The sequence below is a fragment of the Paraburkholderia sp. RCC_158 genome (assembly GCF_041355255.1).
Classification (GTDB): Bacteria; Pseudomonadota; Gammaproteobacteria; order Burkholderiales; family Burkholderiaceae; genus Paraburkholderia; species Paraburkholderia graminis.
In genome coordinates, this window is record NZ_JBFUPM010000014.1 from 154,808 (window position 1) to 172,809 (window position 18,002).

The 18,002-nt window shown below is 61.6% G+C and carries 15 protein-coding genes; 7 read left to right on the plus strand and 8 right to left on the minus strand.

All coding sequences use genetic code 11. The features are described 5' to 3' along the window. The first annotated feature begins 30 nt into the window (after positions 1 to 30). Positions 31 to 1,284, plus strand: coding sequence for an oligosaccharide flippase family protein (locus AB6809_RS24755; RefSeq protein ID WP_307251890.1), 1,254 nt, complete (start codon positions 31 to 33; stop codon positions 1,282 to 1,284). Next, entirely contained in the window at positions 1,284 to 2,357 is a 1,074-nt protein-coding gene (locus AB6809_RS24760) for a glycosyltransferase family 4 protein (protein WP_307251893.1), read from the plus strand. The genes AB6809_RS24755 and AB6809_RS24760 overlap by 1 nt, the downstream gene beginning before the upstream one ends. Before the next feature lie 18 nt (positions 2,358 to 2,375). Here the strand turns inward: AB6809_RS24760 and AB6809_RS24765 are convergent, their stop codons facing one another. Further along, on the minus strand, positions 2,376 to 3,308 hold the full coding sequence (locus AB6809_RS24765; RefSeq protein WP_371027362.1) for a hypothetical protein: 933 nt from the start codon (positions 3,306 to 3,308) through the stop codon (positions 2,376 to 2,378). Positions 3,309 to 3,351: 43 nt separating this feature from the next. Between AB6809_RS24765 and AB6809_RS24770 the strand changes: the two genes are divergently transcribed. Then, complete coding sequence (locus tag AB6809_RS24770) at positions 3,352 to 3,600, plus strand: hypothetical protein (RefSeq protein ID WP_307251898.1); 249 nt, start codon at positions 3,352 to 3,354, stop codon at positions 3,598 to 3,600. On the opposite strand, the gene AB6809_RS24775 is transcribed toward AB6809_RS24770, so the two are convergent. Beyond that, complete coding sequence (locus AB6809_RS24775; RefSeq protein WP_307251900.1) at positions 3,582 to 4,238, minus strand: hypothetical protein; 657 nt, start codon at positions 4,236 to 4,238, stop codon at positions 3,582 to 3,584. The two genes, AB6809_RS24770 and AB6809_RS24775, sit on opposite strands and share 19 nt — an antisense overlap. 1,025 nt (positions 4,239 to 5,263) lie before the next feature. Between AB6809_RS24775 and AB6809_RS24780 the strand changes: the two genes are divergently transcribed. Continuing rightward, on the plus strand, positions 5,264 to 7,570 hold the full coding sequence (locus AB6809_RS24780) for a hypothetical protein (RefSeq protein WP_307251902.1): 2,307 nt from the start codon (positions 5,264 to 5,266) through the stop codon (positions 7,568 to 7,570). Positions 7,571 to 7,648: 78 nt separating this feature from the next. On the opposite strand, the gene AB6809_RS24785 is transcribed toward AB6809_RS24780, so the two are convergent. The 4 genes from AB6809_RS24785 to AB6809_RS24800 all read right to left on the minus strand — a co-directional run bounded on the left by AB6809_RS24785 (position 7,649) and on the right by AB6809_RS24800 (position 12,815). Next, on the minus strand, positions 7,649 to 8,281 hold the full coding sequence (locus AB6809_RS24785) for an FMN-binding negative transcriptional regulator (RefSeq protein ID WP_307251904.1): 633 nt from the start codon (positions 8,279 to 8,281) through the stop codon (positions 7,649 to 7,651). 175 nt (positions 8,282 to 8,456) lie between these two features. Next, positions 8,457 to 9,794 carry an oxalate/formate MFS antiporter gene (oxlT, locus tag AB6809_RS24790; protein WP_006047786.1) on the minus strand — a complete coding sequence of 446 codons (1,338 nt, stop codon included), beginning with the start codon at positions 9,792 to 9,794 and terminating at the stop codon, positions 8,457 to 8,459. Positions 9,795 to 10,172: 378 nt separating this feature from the next. Then, a complete protein-coding gene (locus tag AB6809_RS24795) occupies positions 10,173 to 11,036 on the minus strand; it encodes a neutral zinc metallopeptidase (protein ID WP_371027363.1) in 864 nt (287 codons plus the stop codon). Between the two features lie 210 nt (positions 11,037 to 11,246). Beyond that, positions 11,247 to 12,815, minus strand: a complete 1,569-nt coding sequence (locus AB6809_RS24800; RefSeq protein ID WP_029970352.1) for a hypothetical protein — start codon at positions 12,813 to 12,815, stop codon at positions 11,247 to 11,249. Between the two features lie 138 nt (positions 12,816 to 12,953). On the opposite strand from AB6809_RS24800, the gene AB6809_RS24805 reads away from it, so the two are divergent. After that, positions 12,954 to 13,523, plus strand: a complete 570-nt coding sequence (locus AB6809_RS24805; RefSeq protein WP_371027364.1) for a hypothetical protein — start codon at positions 12,954 to 12,956, stop codon at positions 13,521 to 13,523. A gap of 129 nt (positions 13,524 to 13,652) precedes the next feature. Further along, entirely contained in the window at positions 13,653 to 14,771 is a 1,119-nt protein-coding gene (locus AB6809_RS24810; protein ID WP_029970350.1) for a glycosyltransferase, read from the plus strand. Between the two features lie 24 nt (positions 14,772 to 14,795). Here the strand turns inward: AB6809_RS24810 and AB6809_RS24815 are convergent, their stop codons facing one another. Then, entirely contained in the window at positions 14,796 to 15,701 is a 906-nt protein-coding gene (locus tag AB6809_RS24815; RefSeq protein WP_006047781.1) for an FkbM family methyltransferase, read from the minus strand. Between the two features lie 303 nt (positions 15,702 to 16,004). Next, a complete protein-coding gene (locus AB6809_RS24820) occupies positions 16,005 to 16,892 on the minus strand; it encodes a LysR family transcriptional regulator (RefSeq protein ID WP_029970349.1) in 888 nt (295 codons plus the stop codon). Between the two features lie 62 nt (positions 16,893 to 16,954). Here AB6809_RS24820 and AB6809_RS24825 point away from each other — a divergent pair, with 62 nt between their 5' ends. Next, positions 16,955 to 17,974, plus strand: a complete 1,020-nt coding sequence (locus tag AB6809_RS24825; RefSeq protein WP_371027365.1) for an SDR family NAD(P)-dependent oxidoreductase — start codon at positions 16,955 to 16,957, stop codon at positions 17,972 to 17,974. Positions 17,975 to 18,002: the final 28 nt, after the last annotated feature.

Below are 18,002 nucleotides of genomic sequence, written 5' to 3' on the forward strand. Positions count from 1 at the left end.
TACAGCGCTGCAATTCGACGGAGAACCAGCTTGCGGGCGATCAGGCTTCCCGCGCTCTCGATAGCGAGCAGCTTCGGCGCGAGCGCGGCGACATGGGTGTTGTTACAACAGTTCGCGGTGCGGGGACTGGTGGCGATCAAGTTTCTGGCGATTGGCCGCATGCTCGGACCGGCGGCAATCGGCAGCGTCAGCGTGGCCTTGCTTGCGGTTGCGATTGCCGAGGCGTTGTCCGACACGGGACTCGCGCAAGCGGTGATTCAGGGCGAGCATGCGCCGACGCGCCCGCAGCTCAGCGCCGTATGGACGACGCTGACGGCGCGCGGCGTGTTGATTTCGTTGCTGCTGGTTGCGTCGGCGCCGTTGTTATCGAGTCAGTTTCATCTCGACGGATCGCTCGTGCTGATTCAACTCGCCGCGTTGCTGCCGCTGTTGCGCGGGCTTGCATCGCCGGCTTATTACGTGGTGCAGCGCGAGCGGCGCTTTCAGCATATAGCGGGAGTCGAGGTGGCGGCCGCGTTTGTCGATTGTTCTGTCGGGCTCACGCTCGCTTATTTCGGCGCGGGCGCGGCGTCGGTGCTGATCGGTCTCGTTGCGGGAGAAACGTTGAAGAGCGTGCTGACGTGGGTCACCATGACGCCGCGCCCGCCGGTGCGCGCGGTGTGGTCGGGCATCGGCCAGTATGTCGGTTTCAGCCGATGGATCTGGGCAAGCAGCGTCATCAACCTGCTGCTGAATCAGTTCGACAAGGTGGTGGTCGGCAAGCTGCTTGGGCCGACGCAACTCGGCGGCTATCAAATGTCGTCGCGCCTAGCGCAGATGCTGCTCGCCGATGCGGCGATCGCGATGTCGCAGTATCTGTTTCCGACTTTTGCCGCGCATCATCGCCGCAATGCGCAGGCGGCTTCCAGGCTCATCAGGATTTATCTGCTCGTGGCCGCCGTTGGGCTTGCTGCATTTGTCGAACTGCTGCGGCTCATTGCCGAGCCGATGTTCTCGTTGATTCTCGGCGCAGCCTGGCTGCCGGCAGTGCCGCTCTTCAGGATACTGGTCATCAATATGGCAATCGGTGCGTTGATCGCGGTACTCGTGTCGTATCTGCGCGCAATCGGCGATGCGAAGGCCACCGTGCATGCGTCCGCGATTCAGGTGGTGGTGCTGCTCGTCAGCGCTCCGCTCGCGGTGCGCTGGTGGGGCGTGACAGGCATTGCATGGTCGATGACGCTGGGCCTCGGCTGCGCCGCGGCGTGGATGCTCTACAGAACCTTGAAGCCAAGGACGGCATGATGCGTGTCTTCCACCTCGTACTGGCGCCGCGTTTGTCGGGCGCCGAAGTGCTCGCGAAAGATCTCGCGCTCGATCAGTGCTCCGAAGGAATGGCGGTGTGCATGGCGTCGTTGTTGCCCGCGCATGCCGATTTCGCGTCGCTCGCCGATGAATTGCATGCGCAGGGCGTGGAGTGCTGGTTTCCGCCGAAGCGGCACCACGCGCTCGGCAAGCTGTGGAATCTGTTCGTCGCGGTGCGGCGGTTTCGGCCCGACGTCATCTTCGCGCATGCGACGATTCCGTCGTTCTACGCGCGTGCGTTGCCGCTCGGCGCGCCGGTCGTCTACGTGATGCATTCCGCGACCAATGACTTCGAGCGGCCGCTCTTCAGGCGCGTCGAGCATGTGCTGTCCGGGCGCGCGCGCGTCGTGATCGGCGTATCGCAGCAAGGCGTGATGGACTATGTCCAGGCAATCGGCGTGCATCCGTCGATGACGGTCGTGCCGAACGGCGTCGACCTCGCGCGCTTCGCATTCACCGACGGTGGCGAGCGCGTGAGCAGCGTGCCGCAAATCGTGCAGATCGGCCGATATGCGTCGGTGAAAAATCAACTGCTTACCGTGCGGGCTTTTAGCGAAGTACTGACGCGGATCGAGGACGCACGACTCGTGCTCTATGGCGTGGTCGAGGACCCTGACTATCAGCGCGCGGTGGTTGCGCTTGCAACGGAGCTGGGCATCGGGGAGCGCGTCGTCGTGGCCGGTCCGCGCAGCGACGTCGCGACGGTGCTGTCGGAATCGAGCGTGTTCGTGATGCCGTCGCGCTCGGAAGGACATAGCGTGGCGTTTCTCGAGGCGCTGGCTTCGGGCGTGCCGATCGTCGCGAGCAGGATACCGGCGTTCGCATTCGCGAATAGTTTTCCTGGCGTGCAACTCGTCGACACCGACGACATTCGTTGTTACGCCGACGCGATCGTCATGGCGTTAAGCCAGGAGCGCGTGCAAAGATCGCTCGTGGGACTCACGCTGCGAGACACGGCCGAGCGATACCGCGCGATTGCACGGCAGGTGTGCCCGGCGGTATCGGCGCGTTAGGCGCTGTTCGCCGCGCGTTCAGTGATGAGCGTTGATGTCGTGTGTATCGGGCGCAGGGCTCGGCTCGGATTCCACCGCTTGCACGCTTGCGAGCGCCGACTCCTGCATCGCCAGTGTCACGAGATGCCGCGCTTCCCTGCTGCTCGAATCGATCTCCAACGCGCTGCCCGCATTGCGCGACACGCAGTCCCAACGCGCGATGTAGCCGCAGCCGCGCGCGAGACTCAGCAGTGCGTCGCGCTGCTGCTCGCGCGTGTTGATGGCGGCGCGCAGGTTCTGCGCTTCACGGCTTTGAGGCTGCACCACCATGGCTGCGGCGACGCGCACCTTCGTCGCCGAGAGGTTGTTGTTCTGCAGGCTCGCGCGCGCGGCGCGCAGATGCCGTGACAGATCGGCGCGCGCTTTTTCTTCCGCGGTGAGCGGAGGCGGGGCGCTGGGGACGGGTTTCGGTTGTGCGGAGGCGATTGCTATGGTCGTAGCTGCGGGCGTTGCGGCAGTTGACACGACTGGAGCCGCAGACGCGGCGCGACGCGCGGCGAGTGAGGGCGACGCGGACGGCGACGCTGGTGCTCGCGATGCCGTGGACGACGACACGGGCAACGACCTTGGCGATGCAGCCGCCACTGCCACCGACGGCGTAGGCGCCGGCTCTCCACGCGGCGCAGCCACTTCGGCAGCCGAACGCACTGAAGATACCGGAGTAGGGCGCTCGACGGCTCCGATAGCCGGCACGACACTCGGTCTCTTAACAGCACCCGACACAGCGACAGGTTCCCCTTCGACACCCTCATCGCTACTGTGTATGAAGCCCGCATACACCGCCGACGCGACGACCAGCGCCGACGCGGCAAGCACGAGCGGCTCGCGCAGTCGCCGATAAGCGCTCTGGACCACGACGGCTTCTTCGATCGTCGCATACGGATTCGCCAGCGCACGCGACGGACTCCACACTCTCCGAGCCGGAAGCCGCCTTGGCGGCAGCGGGCGAGTGTCGTTGAGCCGCACGGTCAGCGTCGGCACCATCGCGCCGTACGAAGGAGTGCTGCGCGCGCGGCATGACGCGCAAGGCATCATGCGGTTGGCGAGCGGCGCTCCACATTGTTCGCATCCCGAAGTATTGATCTGGTCTGTATTCATGTCGTTATTGATGGCGAGGTTGCGGGCGTCGGATTCGCTTGCGGCAGCCGGCGCGCGTCCGCCGCAAGTCGTGCTTGCAGCGGACGCTTACTGGGCGACGACGTAACCACGCGCCTGCATGCACGCGCCGTAGGCGGCCCAGTAGCGCGTCATGGGCGGCTCGGGCGCGGGCAGAGGCGGCAAGGCGGCCATGCCAGGTTGCGAGGCGCCCGGCGCGCTTGCCGTGGTAGCGGGCTCGGAGGCGCCTTTGTCCGCGATTGCCGCCGATGCCGACGCCGGCGCAGTCGCGGATGCTGCGTGCCCGGCATTCGCGGTGGCCGTCGCGGTCGCGCTGGGCGCTTCGCTCGCCGGAGCCGCGGGTGTCGCGGAAGCCGCATTGCTTGCGGCGGCGGCCGTTGCCGTACCGGGCTTCCCAGCGGAAGCCGCAGTGGGTGCTGCTGGCTCCATGCCGTCGGGAATCGCGGTGCCGGGTGGCGTCGCGGAAAAAGTACTGGGAGGCAACGGCGGACGCGATGGCGCGCCCGTCGACGATGTTTTGGTCCCAGCCGGCTTCGGCGGCGGCGTCTGGGGTTCGTGCGCCATGTTGACTTTGGTTTGCTTGTTTGCAGTCGCGTAACACATCGCGCTGTCGACGCTGCGTTGATACGCGCTTTGACTTCGAATCGGATAGATGACCGGCTGCCACGCGAAGGCCACGTTGCTAACCGCCATCAAGGTCATCAGGGTATAGGTTTTGTATCCCATCGCAGTCGCTCCCGCAGCGATGTTGAGCCGTTCGCCGGCAATTGCGCTTCGCGGTGCGTTCTGGTTGCGTGGATCTCGCCGCACAAACGGCGGTTCACTGCCGCGAAGGCTGCTTTCCTCAGCGTACCACTGTGGTGCGCGAGGTCAGTGCGTTGCATAACGCGCGAAAACGCCATCGTGCAGTCCAATCAGGACATGCGCCGTGGGGGTTCGCATGTGTTTGACGCCCTTCATAAAAGCATAGTGCAAGTAGAACGATGCGTGGCACGCGGCGTTCGCGCGGGCACTCAGTGGCGAAGTATTGCCGAAGTACCGGCGAAGTAGTGGCGGAAAGCGGCGTGCGCGGCGCGCTATCGCCGTCCCCAATTTCGCCTATCCGCCGACGATTACAGGTTTTACCTTTTCGCCTCGATCGCGAGGCAGGCTTTTCGCAGAGCCGCGCATTTGCGAAAGTCCGGCCTCAGCATCGGGAGCAGGGGCAGGATCGCTACTTATCGGCCCGTGAGCGCACTTCGTTGCAGTTTTGAAACGTTTATAATTCTTCCGCCAGCGCACCCGTAAGTACTACCTGTGGCGCGCGGATCGCGGTGAATCTCAGCAAGATTTCCATCCGGCGCCTTCGTGGCGCCGCGCAGTACTGGTAACAACGATGCCGGCCAGCATGCCTGCGTTCTTCTTACCGCTCGCTTGACGTCTGTCGCCGGGTGTGTCGCGCGTGACAGACGGTGTGTCCAACCAACAGCATTGATCGATGACGGGAAAACGACTGGCTTTCATTGTCAGTTAGCCATCCTAATGGTTGGAAGCACAACGAAAGACAAACGGTTCTGGTGGTCCTGTTTTCTAAATGAGCGCGTAAGACATAGCCGCGCTGGTCTTCGCTCGTCCCGCGCTTGACACGTTCAGACGGACCGCTTTGCGTCCGGGGGGACGCTTTTTCTTTCTATCCGACAAGACAAAGACGGCACGGCCAGTCCGATGCCGTTCCATTTTCGGGGATAACTCTTCTTCGCAAGACAGGGACAATGGTTAGATATTCGAGGTTGATTGGGATCGCGGCGACAACGGCGCTGGCATCCTTTGGTGTGCAAAACGCACAAGCGCAAGCCAGCACGGTTACCGTCGCGGGTCAGCAATACAAGCTGTGCGCGCAGGAGAACGGCAAGTGCTCGTTCCTCGGCACGGCTTCGGTCGTATTCGGTGCGGTGCCGCCCAATGCGCCGTCGACGATGCTGACGAGTCCCCGCACGTTCAGCAACGGCGTGGGTTGCTATATGGGCGCTGTATCGGCAACTGATCCGGCGTATGGCTATGACAAGGCGTGCTGGATGCGGGCGGCCGCTGCGCCAGCACCCGCGCCTGCGCCTGCACCCGCACCCGCGCCAGCACCCGCACCCGCGCCAGCACCGGCGCCTGCACCTACACCCGCGCCTGCACCTACGCCCGCACCCGCACCCGCACCTACGCCTGCGCCCGCTCCGGCACCTGCACCCGCGCCGACCCCGACCGCCACACCAACGCCAAGCCCTACACCGACGCAATCCGTCGCAACCAGCGCAGCCATCTCCTGCGGCACGCCGGCCCAGACCGCGGGCGGCACCGCTAACGGCATCATCAGCGCCGATACGCCGACCAGCGATGGCTTGCGCGTCTTCCCGAACAACGCCGCGTTCAAGATCGCCATCACGACGAACGCGCCGGGAGCCGACACGGTCGTCTGGTCCGTCGCGGATTCGAATGGCGCGATCAAGACGCAGGGCAGCTTCCCGGTTAGCTCAGGCGTGCAGACCAACACGTTGTCGTGCAAGTCGACGTGGGCCGGCTACGGCGCGCTGACTGCAACGTTGCGCTCCGCGGGCGGCACGCTGCCGAAAAGCGGCACCCGGCCAACTGGCATTGCAACCTTCGGCGTGCTGCCTGACCTGAGTTCGGCGATCGGCACGGTGGCCTACGCGCATCAGGACCAGCATCGCTTCGGCATGCAGGGCTTCAACGGCAACATCGCGGCGCTGCGTGCGCTCGGCATTTCGTGGACGATCGACGACCGCCAGGTATCGACGATGGAACCCAACGGGCCGTACACCTACACGCCGAGCGTGAACGATCTCGATCCTTTCTATAAGGCCAATCCCGATCAGATGCGTATCGTGCGTCTCGACGGCCTGCCCGCATGGGATTCGAAGACGGGCCAGTTCAACGACAGCTATTACGCGCCGTCGAACATGACCGAGTTCAAGGACTTCATGGCGCGCGTCGGGACCAACACGAGTTCGATTCGGGCTGCAAACTATCCGAATCAGCAGAAGAACTACTATCAGGTGACGTGGGAGCCGAGCCTTGGCTGGGCGGATAGCGACACGAACTTTGTCGCGATGTACAAGGCCGCTTACGAAGGCATCCACTCGACCGATCCGAATGCGGTCGTGATGGGCACGGGCAACCCGTTCGCCGCCAATTGCGATACCTGCACCACCGGCTATCTGAAGAAGTTCGGCGCGCTCGGCCTGTGGAATTACATCGACGCGGTGTCGACGCACGGCTACTGGAATGCGGGCACGTATCCGGCACATCCGCCCGAGTTGCAGGACGCCGACCCGGATGCCGCGAACCAGGCCAATGCGCTCGACAATCAGATGACGCAACTGCGTTCGGTGATGCAGGCGGGCAAGCCCAACATGAAGCTCTTCTTCACGGAAGCGGGCACGAGCTACGATCCGGGCCTCAGTTATGGCCCGAACGTGCCGTCGCAAAACCAGTTGTTTGCTCATGCGGCAGTCGGCGTGCGCTCGCACATCATCGTGCTCGGCGGCGGCGCACAGGTGACCACGCTCTTTTACGGTCCCGACTATCCGGGCGAAGTCGGATACGGCTCGTTCTTCGATCTGAACAACGCCCAGGGTGCGTTCGGCGCGACGAACCTCTCGCCGAAACCCGAAGCAATGGCGTTCGCGACGATGACGCGCGTTCTCGACGGCACCAACACGCTGGGCCGTGTGAAGGGCGCGCCGTCAGGCACGTTCGCCTACGCGTTCCAGCAACTGGGCAACGGCAAGGTGGTGACGGCCGCGTGGGCGCACAGCAATGCGCAATGGCCGACGAGCGGCGGCGTGTACAGCCAGACGTATTCGACGAGCTATACGCTGCAGGTCGACAACGCCGGCACGTCGGGCAACGTGACGAAGATCGATGGATACGGGAACGTCAGCACGGTTCCGTATAGCAACGGTTCAGTGACGCTGACCCTTACCGAAGTGCCGCAGTACATTGTGTCCAGCAACGCGACCGTGGCGAAGAACAACTCGACGGTTCCGCTCGGCTACACCGGGCAATAAATGTTCGGGTAAATAACCTGCCGACACTTCTCCGGGATCAAGCAAGCGCCCGGAGGAGTGCCCGCCACGCAGGCAGCGTTATGGCTTCTCTGCAAGGCACGCGAGCATCTGATCGCCGATCCGGTTCTCGCGTGCCTTCAATGTTTCTCCGGCGCCCTGAATATCGCGCGCGTCCTTGTTCTGGCTGAGCTTGCTCTTGCCGATGAGCCGCGTGATCTCGATCTCCACGCCGACAATCGCTTTGAGCATTGCGTCGATGTATTCGGCCGGCGCGTCACCCATCTTCCACGGCTGCGTTTCGCCGGCTTCATGCGTACGCGTGAGGCGCGCCACGACGCCCCGCACGTACTTCTCATCATCGCGGATCGTGATGCGCCCATGCGCGTGCACGACGACGTAGTTCCATGTCGGCACCTGTCTGTGCGCTTCGTGCTTGCTCGGATACCAGGTCGGCGAAACATGCGCGTCGCCGGCGCGGAACACGACCAGCGTTTCGTCGCCATTGGCCACGTCCTGCCAAAGCGGGTTATTGCGCGCCACGTGAGCGTGCAGCACGCCGAACTCGCCTTCGTTGGATGCCAACTCGAACGGAATGTGATTCGCGTCGAGGCCGTTCGCGCCGTGAGTAATCAGCGTGCCGAACGGATTCTGCGCGATGAGCGTGTGCAGCACGTCTTTGCGTGCTTCGTTGAAATGGGCTGGGACGTACATGATTGCTCCGTTGAGTTCGTGCACGCAGTGTGCGCCGAAACGGGGCAATCCTGAAGAGCCAGCTTCCGCCGATTTTATTGGGCCAGAAGCTTGGGCCAGAAACTTGGGCCAAGAGCGGCGGCGCGCGCCGTTACCGACGCGCGCGATGCCGCCCGTGCGTTCGATACAACTTCCGTCAACCACCATCGGCAGATACACGCGCCGATTCGCTGATCAATGAGCCGCCGCTATAGACGCTTTCCGTCGCAGGGCTCGCGTGCCGCGCGGCATGCGCGCGGCGCATCGGCTTGAGCACGAATAGCGCGAGCAGCGCGGCTGCGGCCGCCATGCCCGATGCAAGCATGAAGACCGCATGCCAGTTGCCGGTTGCCGCCGTGATGACGCTCGTGAACGGCACCAGCAACGCGGCCGTGCCCTTCGCCGTGTACAACAACCCTGCGTTGGTGGCGGCGAATTTCGGGCCGTACGTGTCGCCGCAGGTCGCGGGGAACAGGCTGTAAATTTCGCCCCATGCAAAGAACACGATGCCGGTCAGCACGACGAACGCGACCGGACTCTGCCCGTATTTCGACAACGCGAGAATGCCGACCGCTTCGATCGCGAACGCAAGAAACATCGTGTTTTCGCGGCCGATGCGATCCGAGATCCAGCCGAAGAACGGGCGCGTCAGACCGTTCAATACGCGGTCGATCGTCAATGCAAACGTCAGCGCCGGCAGGGTCAGGCCGAGCAACGAAACAGGCGAATCGTGCAGGCCGAAGTCTTTCGCAATCGGCCCGAGTTGCGCGGTCGCCATCAGACCGCCTGCGGCCATCATCACGAACATCAGGTACATCACCCAGAATATTGGCGAGCTCACCACTTCGCGCGGCGTCGCGTTATAGACGACGCGCTTGAGCGCGCTCTTGGCCGACGCGAGCAGACTGGCCGGCGGTGCGAGCAGCGCAAGCCCGAGCGCAACCACGATGATTCCCTGGCCGAGACCGAACCACAGGAAAGTCGCTTCATAGCCGCTGCTTTTGATCATGTTCGAAATCGGAATGACGGTCGCCGCCGATCCCGCGCCGAAGCCCGCTGCGGTGATCCCCGCAGCGAGGCCGCGGCGGTTTGGAAACCACTTCAGCGCGTTGCCGACGCAAGTGCCGTAGACCGCGCCCGCGCCCACGCCGCCGATCGCCGCGGCAATGTAAAGCACGGGCAGCGATCCGGCGACCGAGTTGAGCGCCCACGCGATCGCGCACAGCAGGCCGCCTCCGACCACCACCGGACGCGGCCCGTATTTGTCGACGAGATAGCCTTCAACCGGCACGAGCCATGTTTCGGTCACGACGAAGATCGTGAACGCGACCTGGATCGCAGCACGGCCCCATTGGTATTTTTCGTTGATCGGATTGACGAACAAAGTCCAGCCGTACTGCATGTTGGCAATCATCGCCATACAGATGACGCCGAACACGAGTTGCACCCACGGTGACGCTACCCACGACGCTCCCTTCTGGTGATCCGTTTCCATCGCTGTCTCCTTTGACATGCCTTGTCTTGTGATTGCGGGCGCCACGCTCCGCGGACAACCGTTGGACGTCTTTAACGCGTCTTGAAGTCGGTGGTCGAATCGATACAGTATGTGATATATCAAGTAAGTCAAGCGAAAGAAACCCCACGTTCTGACGACGTCTTTCCTGATAAGAAAGGAAAACGAAGGAATGCTGCCGACTCATTCGAAAGAGTCAAAAAAAGCCCGCCGGCAAGGCCGGCGGGCTGAGGGCAGGCAGTGAGACAAGGCTGTTCACCGCGTGCCTTGCCTTTATAGTCGAAAGTGAAATGTAATGTTAGTTTTTTTATTTGTAGGGGTTGCACCGACGGGTGTTTCCTGGTTAGCCGGCGCTCAAACTCATAGCGATTGCGCCGAGAAGGTATCGCATTGGCGAATGTCGCCGCTCGTCATGCCGCGCCTGAGCCACCGTTGCCGCTGCTCGCTCGTGCCGTGCGTGAATGCTTCGGGAACGACGCGTCCTTGCGATTGCCGCTGCAACCGGTCGTCGCCGATTGCGCCCGCAGCATTCAGCCCCTGCTCGAAGTCGCCCGGCTCCATCAGCTTCGCGTTCATCTGCTGTGCGACGGCGGCCCATACACCCGCAAAACAATCGGCCTGCAATTCGAGGCGCACGGACAGCGCATTGCCCCGCGCTTGCGACATGCGTGCACGCGCGGCCTCGTACTTGTCGGAGATGCCGAGCAACTTCTGGATGTGATGCCCGACTTCGTGCGCGATCACATAGGCTTGTGCGAAGTCGCCGCTCGCGCCGAAGCGGTCGCGCAACTCGCGATAGAACGACAGGTCGATGTAGACGGTGCTGTCGGGCGGACAGTAGAACGGACCCATCGCCGACTGGCCCGTGCCGCACGCCGTCGGTGTGGCGTCGCTGAACAGCACGAGTTTGGGCGCCGGATAATCCTGGTTGAACTGCGTGCGGAAAATGTGTTGCCACGTGCGTTCGGTGTTGCCGAGCACGCGGCGCACGAAGTGGCTGCCGGCATCGTCGGCGGGGCGCGCGTTGGTCGGTGCATTGGCCTGCGGCGCATTGCCTTGCAGCACCTGCGCGCCGTTGATGATCGTCAGCGGATTAATGCCGAAGAAATACGACGCGGCCAGCGCGATGACGATCGTCCCGATGCCGATGCCGCCGCCTACCCGCATACCGCCGCCTCGCCGGTCTTCGACGTTCTGGCTTTCCACTTCATCATCAAGGCGCATGGCGTTTCTCCGTGTTCTCTAGCGACAGGCTGTGACGCATTGCGGTCTACTGCCGCAATGGAGCAGTAAGCATACCTGCGTCGCGTGCCGGTATGCATGGGCCGCGTGTGCCGACGCTGATCTGCGCTCAGTTTCAAGCAAAAAAATAGCCTCCCGCCGGAGTGCAGCGGGAGGCCAGCTTTGCAGTATGGATGCGACGATTTCGCCGTATCAGCTATCCACGTGGCTCGACGTGAAAGCGGTGAACGCACCATACGGCGGATTCAACGCGGTCCCATTCGTCATAATGCCGAACGTGTTGTTGCCGCTATCGAGCACGTAGTACATGACGGCCTGAATGTTGTGCGTCTTGCGCGCCGCGTAGAACGAACCCAGTTGCGAAGTGATGTAACTCGCGCGATACGACTGCGCCTGTTCGGGGCCCGTATTCCACTCGGTGATGAAGAACGGCACACCGTATCTGGCTTTGCAGTAGGCAGGCAAATTGAAGCCGGGACCGGCGCCATCGGTTCCGATGTTGAAGATGTCGCCGTAGACTTCGTAGTTGTGCCACGTCGTGATGTCCCAACGCACCTTCGGATAGCCGCCGCTGCCGTCCGGTTGCATGCCGTCCCACAGCGCATCCGACGCACCGACATCCGCGACGCAGAAGTTCACGCCGCATTTAGCGCCGGGCTGTGCGGCCTTCACGCCGTCGATCATGCCGCGCATCGCGCCACGCATCACCGGCCAGTTCGCATTGTTGAAGTCGAGCGCCTTGGTCCCTGCATTCGTCGAATCGATGATGATGGCCCTGTCGCGGGTCAATTCGTTGCCGCATTCATAGAACGTCACGCCGTATTGCTTCAGCGTATTGGCGATCGTGAAGGCGGGTCCATAAGTGGCGTTATATGCGGCGGATTCTCCGGCCAGAAGCCTGCCGCTGCTGTCGCGAAGACCAAGATCGAGCAAAACGAGCAGCGTCATGCCGGCCGACTGGAAGGCCTGCGCGAGCTTGACCACGGCATTCAGTTGAGCAGGGTCCGCCGTGCAGCCGACGCGGTAGCTGGTACAACCCAGGCCCTTCAGGATCGACACGACCTGTGCGGGCGTGTACGTGTAATCGAAGTGACCGTTCATGCCGAAGAAGCTGCCCGCGCTCGCCGCGATGGGAGTGCGCGGATCGTTGCACGGCAGCCATTGAGAGGCGACTTCCGCATTGGCGTAGAACTGTCCGCTCGTATTGCGGCAATAGATCTTGCCGCCGTACCACAGCACGAGCGACACGGCGTAGTTGTTGCCCACCACGGCGCCGTTTCTCGAGATGACGCCATTGGTGAGCGTCCACACCGCGCCGGTCTTGTCGATGATGCTGGATGCGGACGGCATCGTGGTGCCGTCCGGCGAAGTCGTGCCGAGGCGCGGGTCGCTCGAAGCCTGCCACGTCGAGCCGGTCCACTGATAGAACTGCGCGCTCGTGTTTTCAACGTAGATGTTGCCGTTGAAGCACATGGCGAGAACCACGTTGTAGTTGTTCCCGGCCTTTGCGCCATTGCGATAGGCGACGCCGCCGGAAAGCGTCCAGGTCGCGCCCGTGCCGTCGATCAGCGACGTGGCCGGCGGCATAGCCGCGCCGTTCGGAGAAGCGCTCTTTGCGGTCGCGCTCGTCTTTTGCGCGCTGGCGCCAGAAGTCGAAGTAGTTGCACCCGCATCTTCAGCGCCGCCACCACCGCAGGCGCTCAAAATCACGCTTCCGCCGAATGCGCCCAGCGCACCAATAAACTGCCGTCGTTTCAACATTATGAGTTATTCCACTATCGAGAAAGTCCCCGAATAAAGATAAAAATGTGTTCTTATGTTGGTTAATTTCTTATTGCGAAACTCGAAACGTTATTTTTATTGGCACTACTGATCGTCCAGGAAATCTGAGTGCTTTTAATGCGTTATGCTGGTTGTTTTATCCAACCGGTTAAAGCCGCCGGAATGAACGTGCGCACGAGCAGGGAACGCTCGGGCACGACGCGTGCGCCAACGGTTCAATCAACAGAGGAAATCAACCGACGTCGCCGCGCGCGGCCGAATGTGGGTACGGCGCACTCGCGCAAACGTTTGTCCGGGGATCAAGCCGACCGCGTAATTTTTTCGGACGGTTACTGCGAACCGGGTAGATCTTACCCGGAAGCGCTGCGGCTCAAAATGAAAAATAGCTGTATTCCGCCAGAAAGCAGGATTGTTTCCGATCAACGCTTCTATCCCGAAAAAATTACGCTTTCGCCTGATGTATGGGGACTGGTCGCCCTGCATTATTTGCGCTTTGACCCCAAGAGGAGCAAGTCGTTTTTTCCGCTTTCGCCGCGCGCGGATTTTCCGAGCGGCTGCGGGCTATCCGAGGTGACCTGGCGTGCGGGTCTTCGGTCCGCACTTTCGGACATCGAATCGGCGGCGCGGGCGCAAATTGGCGCGTTTTCAGGTGATTGCGGCCACACAATGCCGTTTTTTGCATGCTAAGCTGGACTGAACATACTGATTAAATCACTCGATATTCATTGGAAGCGTTCATAACGACGGGAATTCAAGACGTCGGAATTACGTTCGCGCTTATTGTTCCGCGAGTGCACTCTGACCGGAGATTGTCGAATGTCGCAGATTTCTCACGACGCCAGCAGCGCGCACGGAAACGATGAAACGAAACGGCTGCGGCGACGCGTGCTGATGTGTCCTTTTACGAATCCGACCAACCGCTATATAGAGATTCAAAAAGATCTGTACAGGTCGGTCGGCTACGATGTTGCTCCGTTGTCCATCAAGGGCTTGTTAAAGGGCGGCTTTACCGATCTGTTCAAGCCGGAAAATGTTCTCGTATTCCATTGGCTCGAGTACAGGCCGTTCAGGCGACAGAAAGGCACTGCGCAACTGAGCTTCGGCGGCTCACTGCTTTTTGCTTTCTATTGTTCTCTGATGCTGCTTGGGCGAGCCAAGGTTGTGTACTTCGTGCACGACCAGGCAGTGCACGATACGGAGGGATTCAACAGGCGCCTGTCGATGCGGATCATTGCATTCGTGCGCCGTCTTGCGGATTTCCGTGTGGTGCACGCGCCGGACTTTCAGGAGCAGTACCGCGCCCAGTATTTGCCTCATCCGCTGTACTGGGACTCGCCCGGTCATCAGCCGCACAATGCAAGGCCGGAAAGATCGGCGCCGCTCTATACGATGCTCGGCGTGATCCGTCCGTATAAGCAGATCGATGCGGTGCTCGACGTCTGGCCGCCCGATTGCAAGTTGCATATAGCGGGGCACGCCACCGACGCTTACCTTGCCACGCTGAACGAGATCATCGATAGAAGATCGTTGCGAGACGCGGTGCGCCTTGAATCGCGCTTTCTCTCCGACGCCGAGTTTGCGCAAAGCATCGCCGACAGCGATGTGCTGATTCTCCCGCACTCGGCCGACTCGATGCTGGTCAGCGGCGCGTTCTTCGAGGCTATCGGACTCGTGCCGGTTTTGATCGCGCGCTCGACGCCGTTCATGAAATGGGCAGCAAGGAAGTTCGACAACGTCATTCTCTTTAACGACGCCAGCGAACTGCCTGCAATCCTGCGCTCGGTCAACGAGTCGTGGCAGACGTATGCCAACAATGCGAGTCATCGCAAGGCACTCGACGAGTTCGGCTGGAAAACCTGCTGCCGGCGTTACGGACACTATCTGGAGACCGTCGGCGGACAGGCGGCTGCGGTGGAAAAGCCGGTAACGGAGTGAGGTTTTTGCGCGGGCGCCTGCTAGCTAGCCACCGATCGACGGCGACTTCGTCGCGTAGATGTCCACGTAATTCAGCGGATCGTCGCGCCACTGCGTGATCGTGCCGCGCAAGCGAGTTGTGATCGTTTTCATCGATTCAGTCGGGCCGTGCTTGCCCGCTTTCGCGTCGGTTTCTTCAATCCGGCCGTGACTGAAGTGGTCTTCGAGAAACGTGAGCACGATGTCCGGATTGCCGCCTAGCCGCGCCATATGATACGGCGACCATTCGACGAGAATCGCATCGGCCTCTGCAAGCGTTTTGCTGCCGCCCGCGAAGACGTAAGGCTCAGCGCCCTGCGTATCGATTTTGGCAAAGACGGGGCCGGTCAGATGAATTGGCAGATCGTCCAGCCTGACACAGCGCACCTCGATGATCTGCCGACTCTTTTCATTCTGTTTTGCCGGGAGACCGGTTTCAATGTGAAGGCGATGATCGCCCAGATTGCCGTCGGCAATTTCAAAGGGCAGTACTTCTTCGCGTTCGTGCAGCGCGAGTTGAAACGTCTCTATATTGGATGACGGGCAGTTCTCAGCAATGTTGCGCAGCAGATTGCGATAGTTGGCCGGTTCGGGCTCGAACGCGTAGCACTTCACGCGCTCGTTGCATTGCGCAATCGGAATGGTCGTCATGCCGATGTTCGCGCCGATGTCGAGGTAAGTCCCGCCGGATTCGCCAAAGAATGTCTTTAACTTCTCCGCGAGTTCGGGTGCCCAGCGGCCGGTCTCCGCGTATTTTCTCAGAATGCTCAAATCGTTGGAGCTGCTAACCATCGTGCCGTACTGTCCCGCGGCGGAGAAGCGGACAACGTTGAGCTTGCGCGAAAGGCTCGACAGGTAGAGATAGCCATACTCCCGCGTGAGCGAGCTATCCTCTAACAGGGACTTCGCCATAACATGCCGCAGCCTCAACGGAAGCATTGAAGCTACGGCGCCTGTCGCGGAGAGTATAAGTTTCTTCATGAGAAACAGCATACCGCAGCGTTATTTCACGGCGAGGTCCAAGTCTCCTCGCTTTCGGCAAAGGCATCAACGAAATCGGCCACTCGTTGCGCGAGCGTTCAGCGGCGAGTCGTTGGGGTTGTCAGGCAAGACGGGTTTTCCCTGGATGTGCGTGCCTTTATCGGCTTTTCGATGTTGCGACGCAATGCCCGAACCGCGCGCAGCGTGGGCACACATGCGCGCCGACAATCCCCGTTATTGCACATAGCCCATGAGTCCTTCGACGAGCGCATCGAACGTCGCGCGGCAACGCGGACTGTTGCGCAGATCCTCGTGCATGGTCACCCACGTATCGAGGCGTAGCGCGACGAGCTTCGGCAGCACGCGAACCAGCGACTTGTCACGACGGGCAAGCGCGACCTGACAGACACCGATGCCGGCACCCGCGCGAATCAGTGCGAGCTGCGCGAGGTCGTTGTCCGTGCGGATCGACAGACCCGCACGCGAATACCCTGGAAAGGCCTTGCTGGCATCGCGAACGAACGCGCTCGGCCTGTCGTACCCGATGATCGCGTGCTGCCACAGTGAGGCGGCGTTGCGCGGCGTTCCGTGTTTCGCGAGGTAATCGCGCCGCGCATGCAGGCCGAGTTCGATGTTGCCGATGCGCCGCGCGACGAGCTGCGTCTGCTTCGGCCGCATCATGCGCACGGCGACATCGGCCTCGCGCTTGAGCAGATCTTCCACGCGGTTGGACAGCACCAGCTCGACGACAAGCTGCGGATAGCGCTCGCGAAGCGCCGCAATGATAGGCGGCAGCACTTCCGCGCCGACGACCTCGCTCGCCGCCACGCGCACCGCGCCTTGCACCTGGGCAGCGTCGCTCCTGGCCGCGCGCTCCAGTGATGCCGCCGTGCTCTGCATCGTCTCCGCGTGCGGGCGCAGGGCGAGGGCGATGTCGGTGGGCTGCAAACCCGTTTGTGAGCGCGTGAATAGAGATACTTTCAGCGCGCGTTCGAGCGCTTCGATATGACGGCCCGCCGTGGGCTGCGTGATGCCGAGCGAGCGCGCGGCGCCCGACAATGAGCCTTCTTGCAGCACTGCAAGCAGCGTGCGATACAGTTCCCAACCAATGTTATCAGCCATGCAATTTTGTATATCCGGTCAACGGAGTTCGCTAATTTTATTGTGCCAGTAAAAATCGGAGAATGGCTTCATCGACAGAGGAAAATGGAGCAACTGACGTGGCACACAAAACAGTACTCGTACTTGGCGCAACGGGCGGCATCGGCGGGGAACTTGCGCGGCAACTGCTTGCAGCAGGCTGGCATGTGCGGGCGATGCAGCGGTCGTCGAGTGCGTCGAGTGCGTCGAGTGCATTAAGTCCGCGCACGGACGGCATCGAATGGGTGGAGGGCGACGCGATGAATCATGCGGACGTGCTGCGCGCGGCGCAAGGCGCGTCGGTCATCGTGCATGCGGTTAATCCACCGGGTTATAGGCGCTGGGAACAGCTTGTCCTGCCGATGCTGGATAACACCATCGCAGCAGCGAAAGCGGTAGGCGCAACGATCGTGCTGCCCGGCACGGTGTACAACTTTGGGCCGGACGCGTTTGCGGTACTTGACGAAGATGCGCCTCAGCATCCAGTGACAAAGAAAGGCGCCATCCGCGTGCAAATGGAGGCTCGGCTGCAACGCGCGACCCCAGAAGGGTTGCGCGCGTTGATTGTGCGAGCGGGTGATTTCTTCGGCCCGCGAGCGCGCAATAACTGGTTTTCGCAGGGTCTCATCAAACCTGGAAAGCCCGTCGCAAAGATCAGTTATCCGGGGGCGCGCGGGGTTGGCCATCAGTGGTCATATTTGCCTGACGTAGCGCGTACGATGCTCGAGCTGCTTGCGCGGCGCGACACGCTGGAGCCTTTCGCGCGCTTTCATATGGGTGGCCACTGGGACGAGGACGGTACTCAACTCGTGGCGGCCATTCGTAGAGTCGTGGCGCGGCGCACGGGGCGAGAACCGGGCGTCGGCGGAATTCCGTGGGCGCTCGTCAAGCTCGCGTCACCGTTTAATGCGACGTTTCGCGAATTGGGCGAGATGCGCTATTTGTGGCAAACGCCTGTCCGGATGCAAAACACCCGATTGATCGCTACGTTAGGGCACGAGCCGAATACGCCAATCGACGAGGCAGTGGAAGCGACGCTTTCAGGTTTAGGCTGCATTAGCTAATAGCATGATCAAGCGGTACTACTTGTCG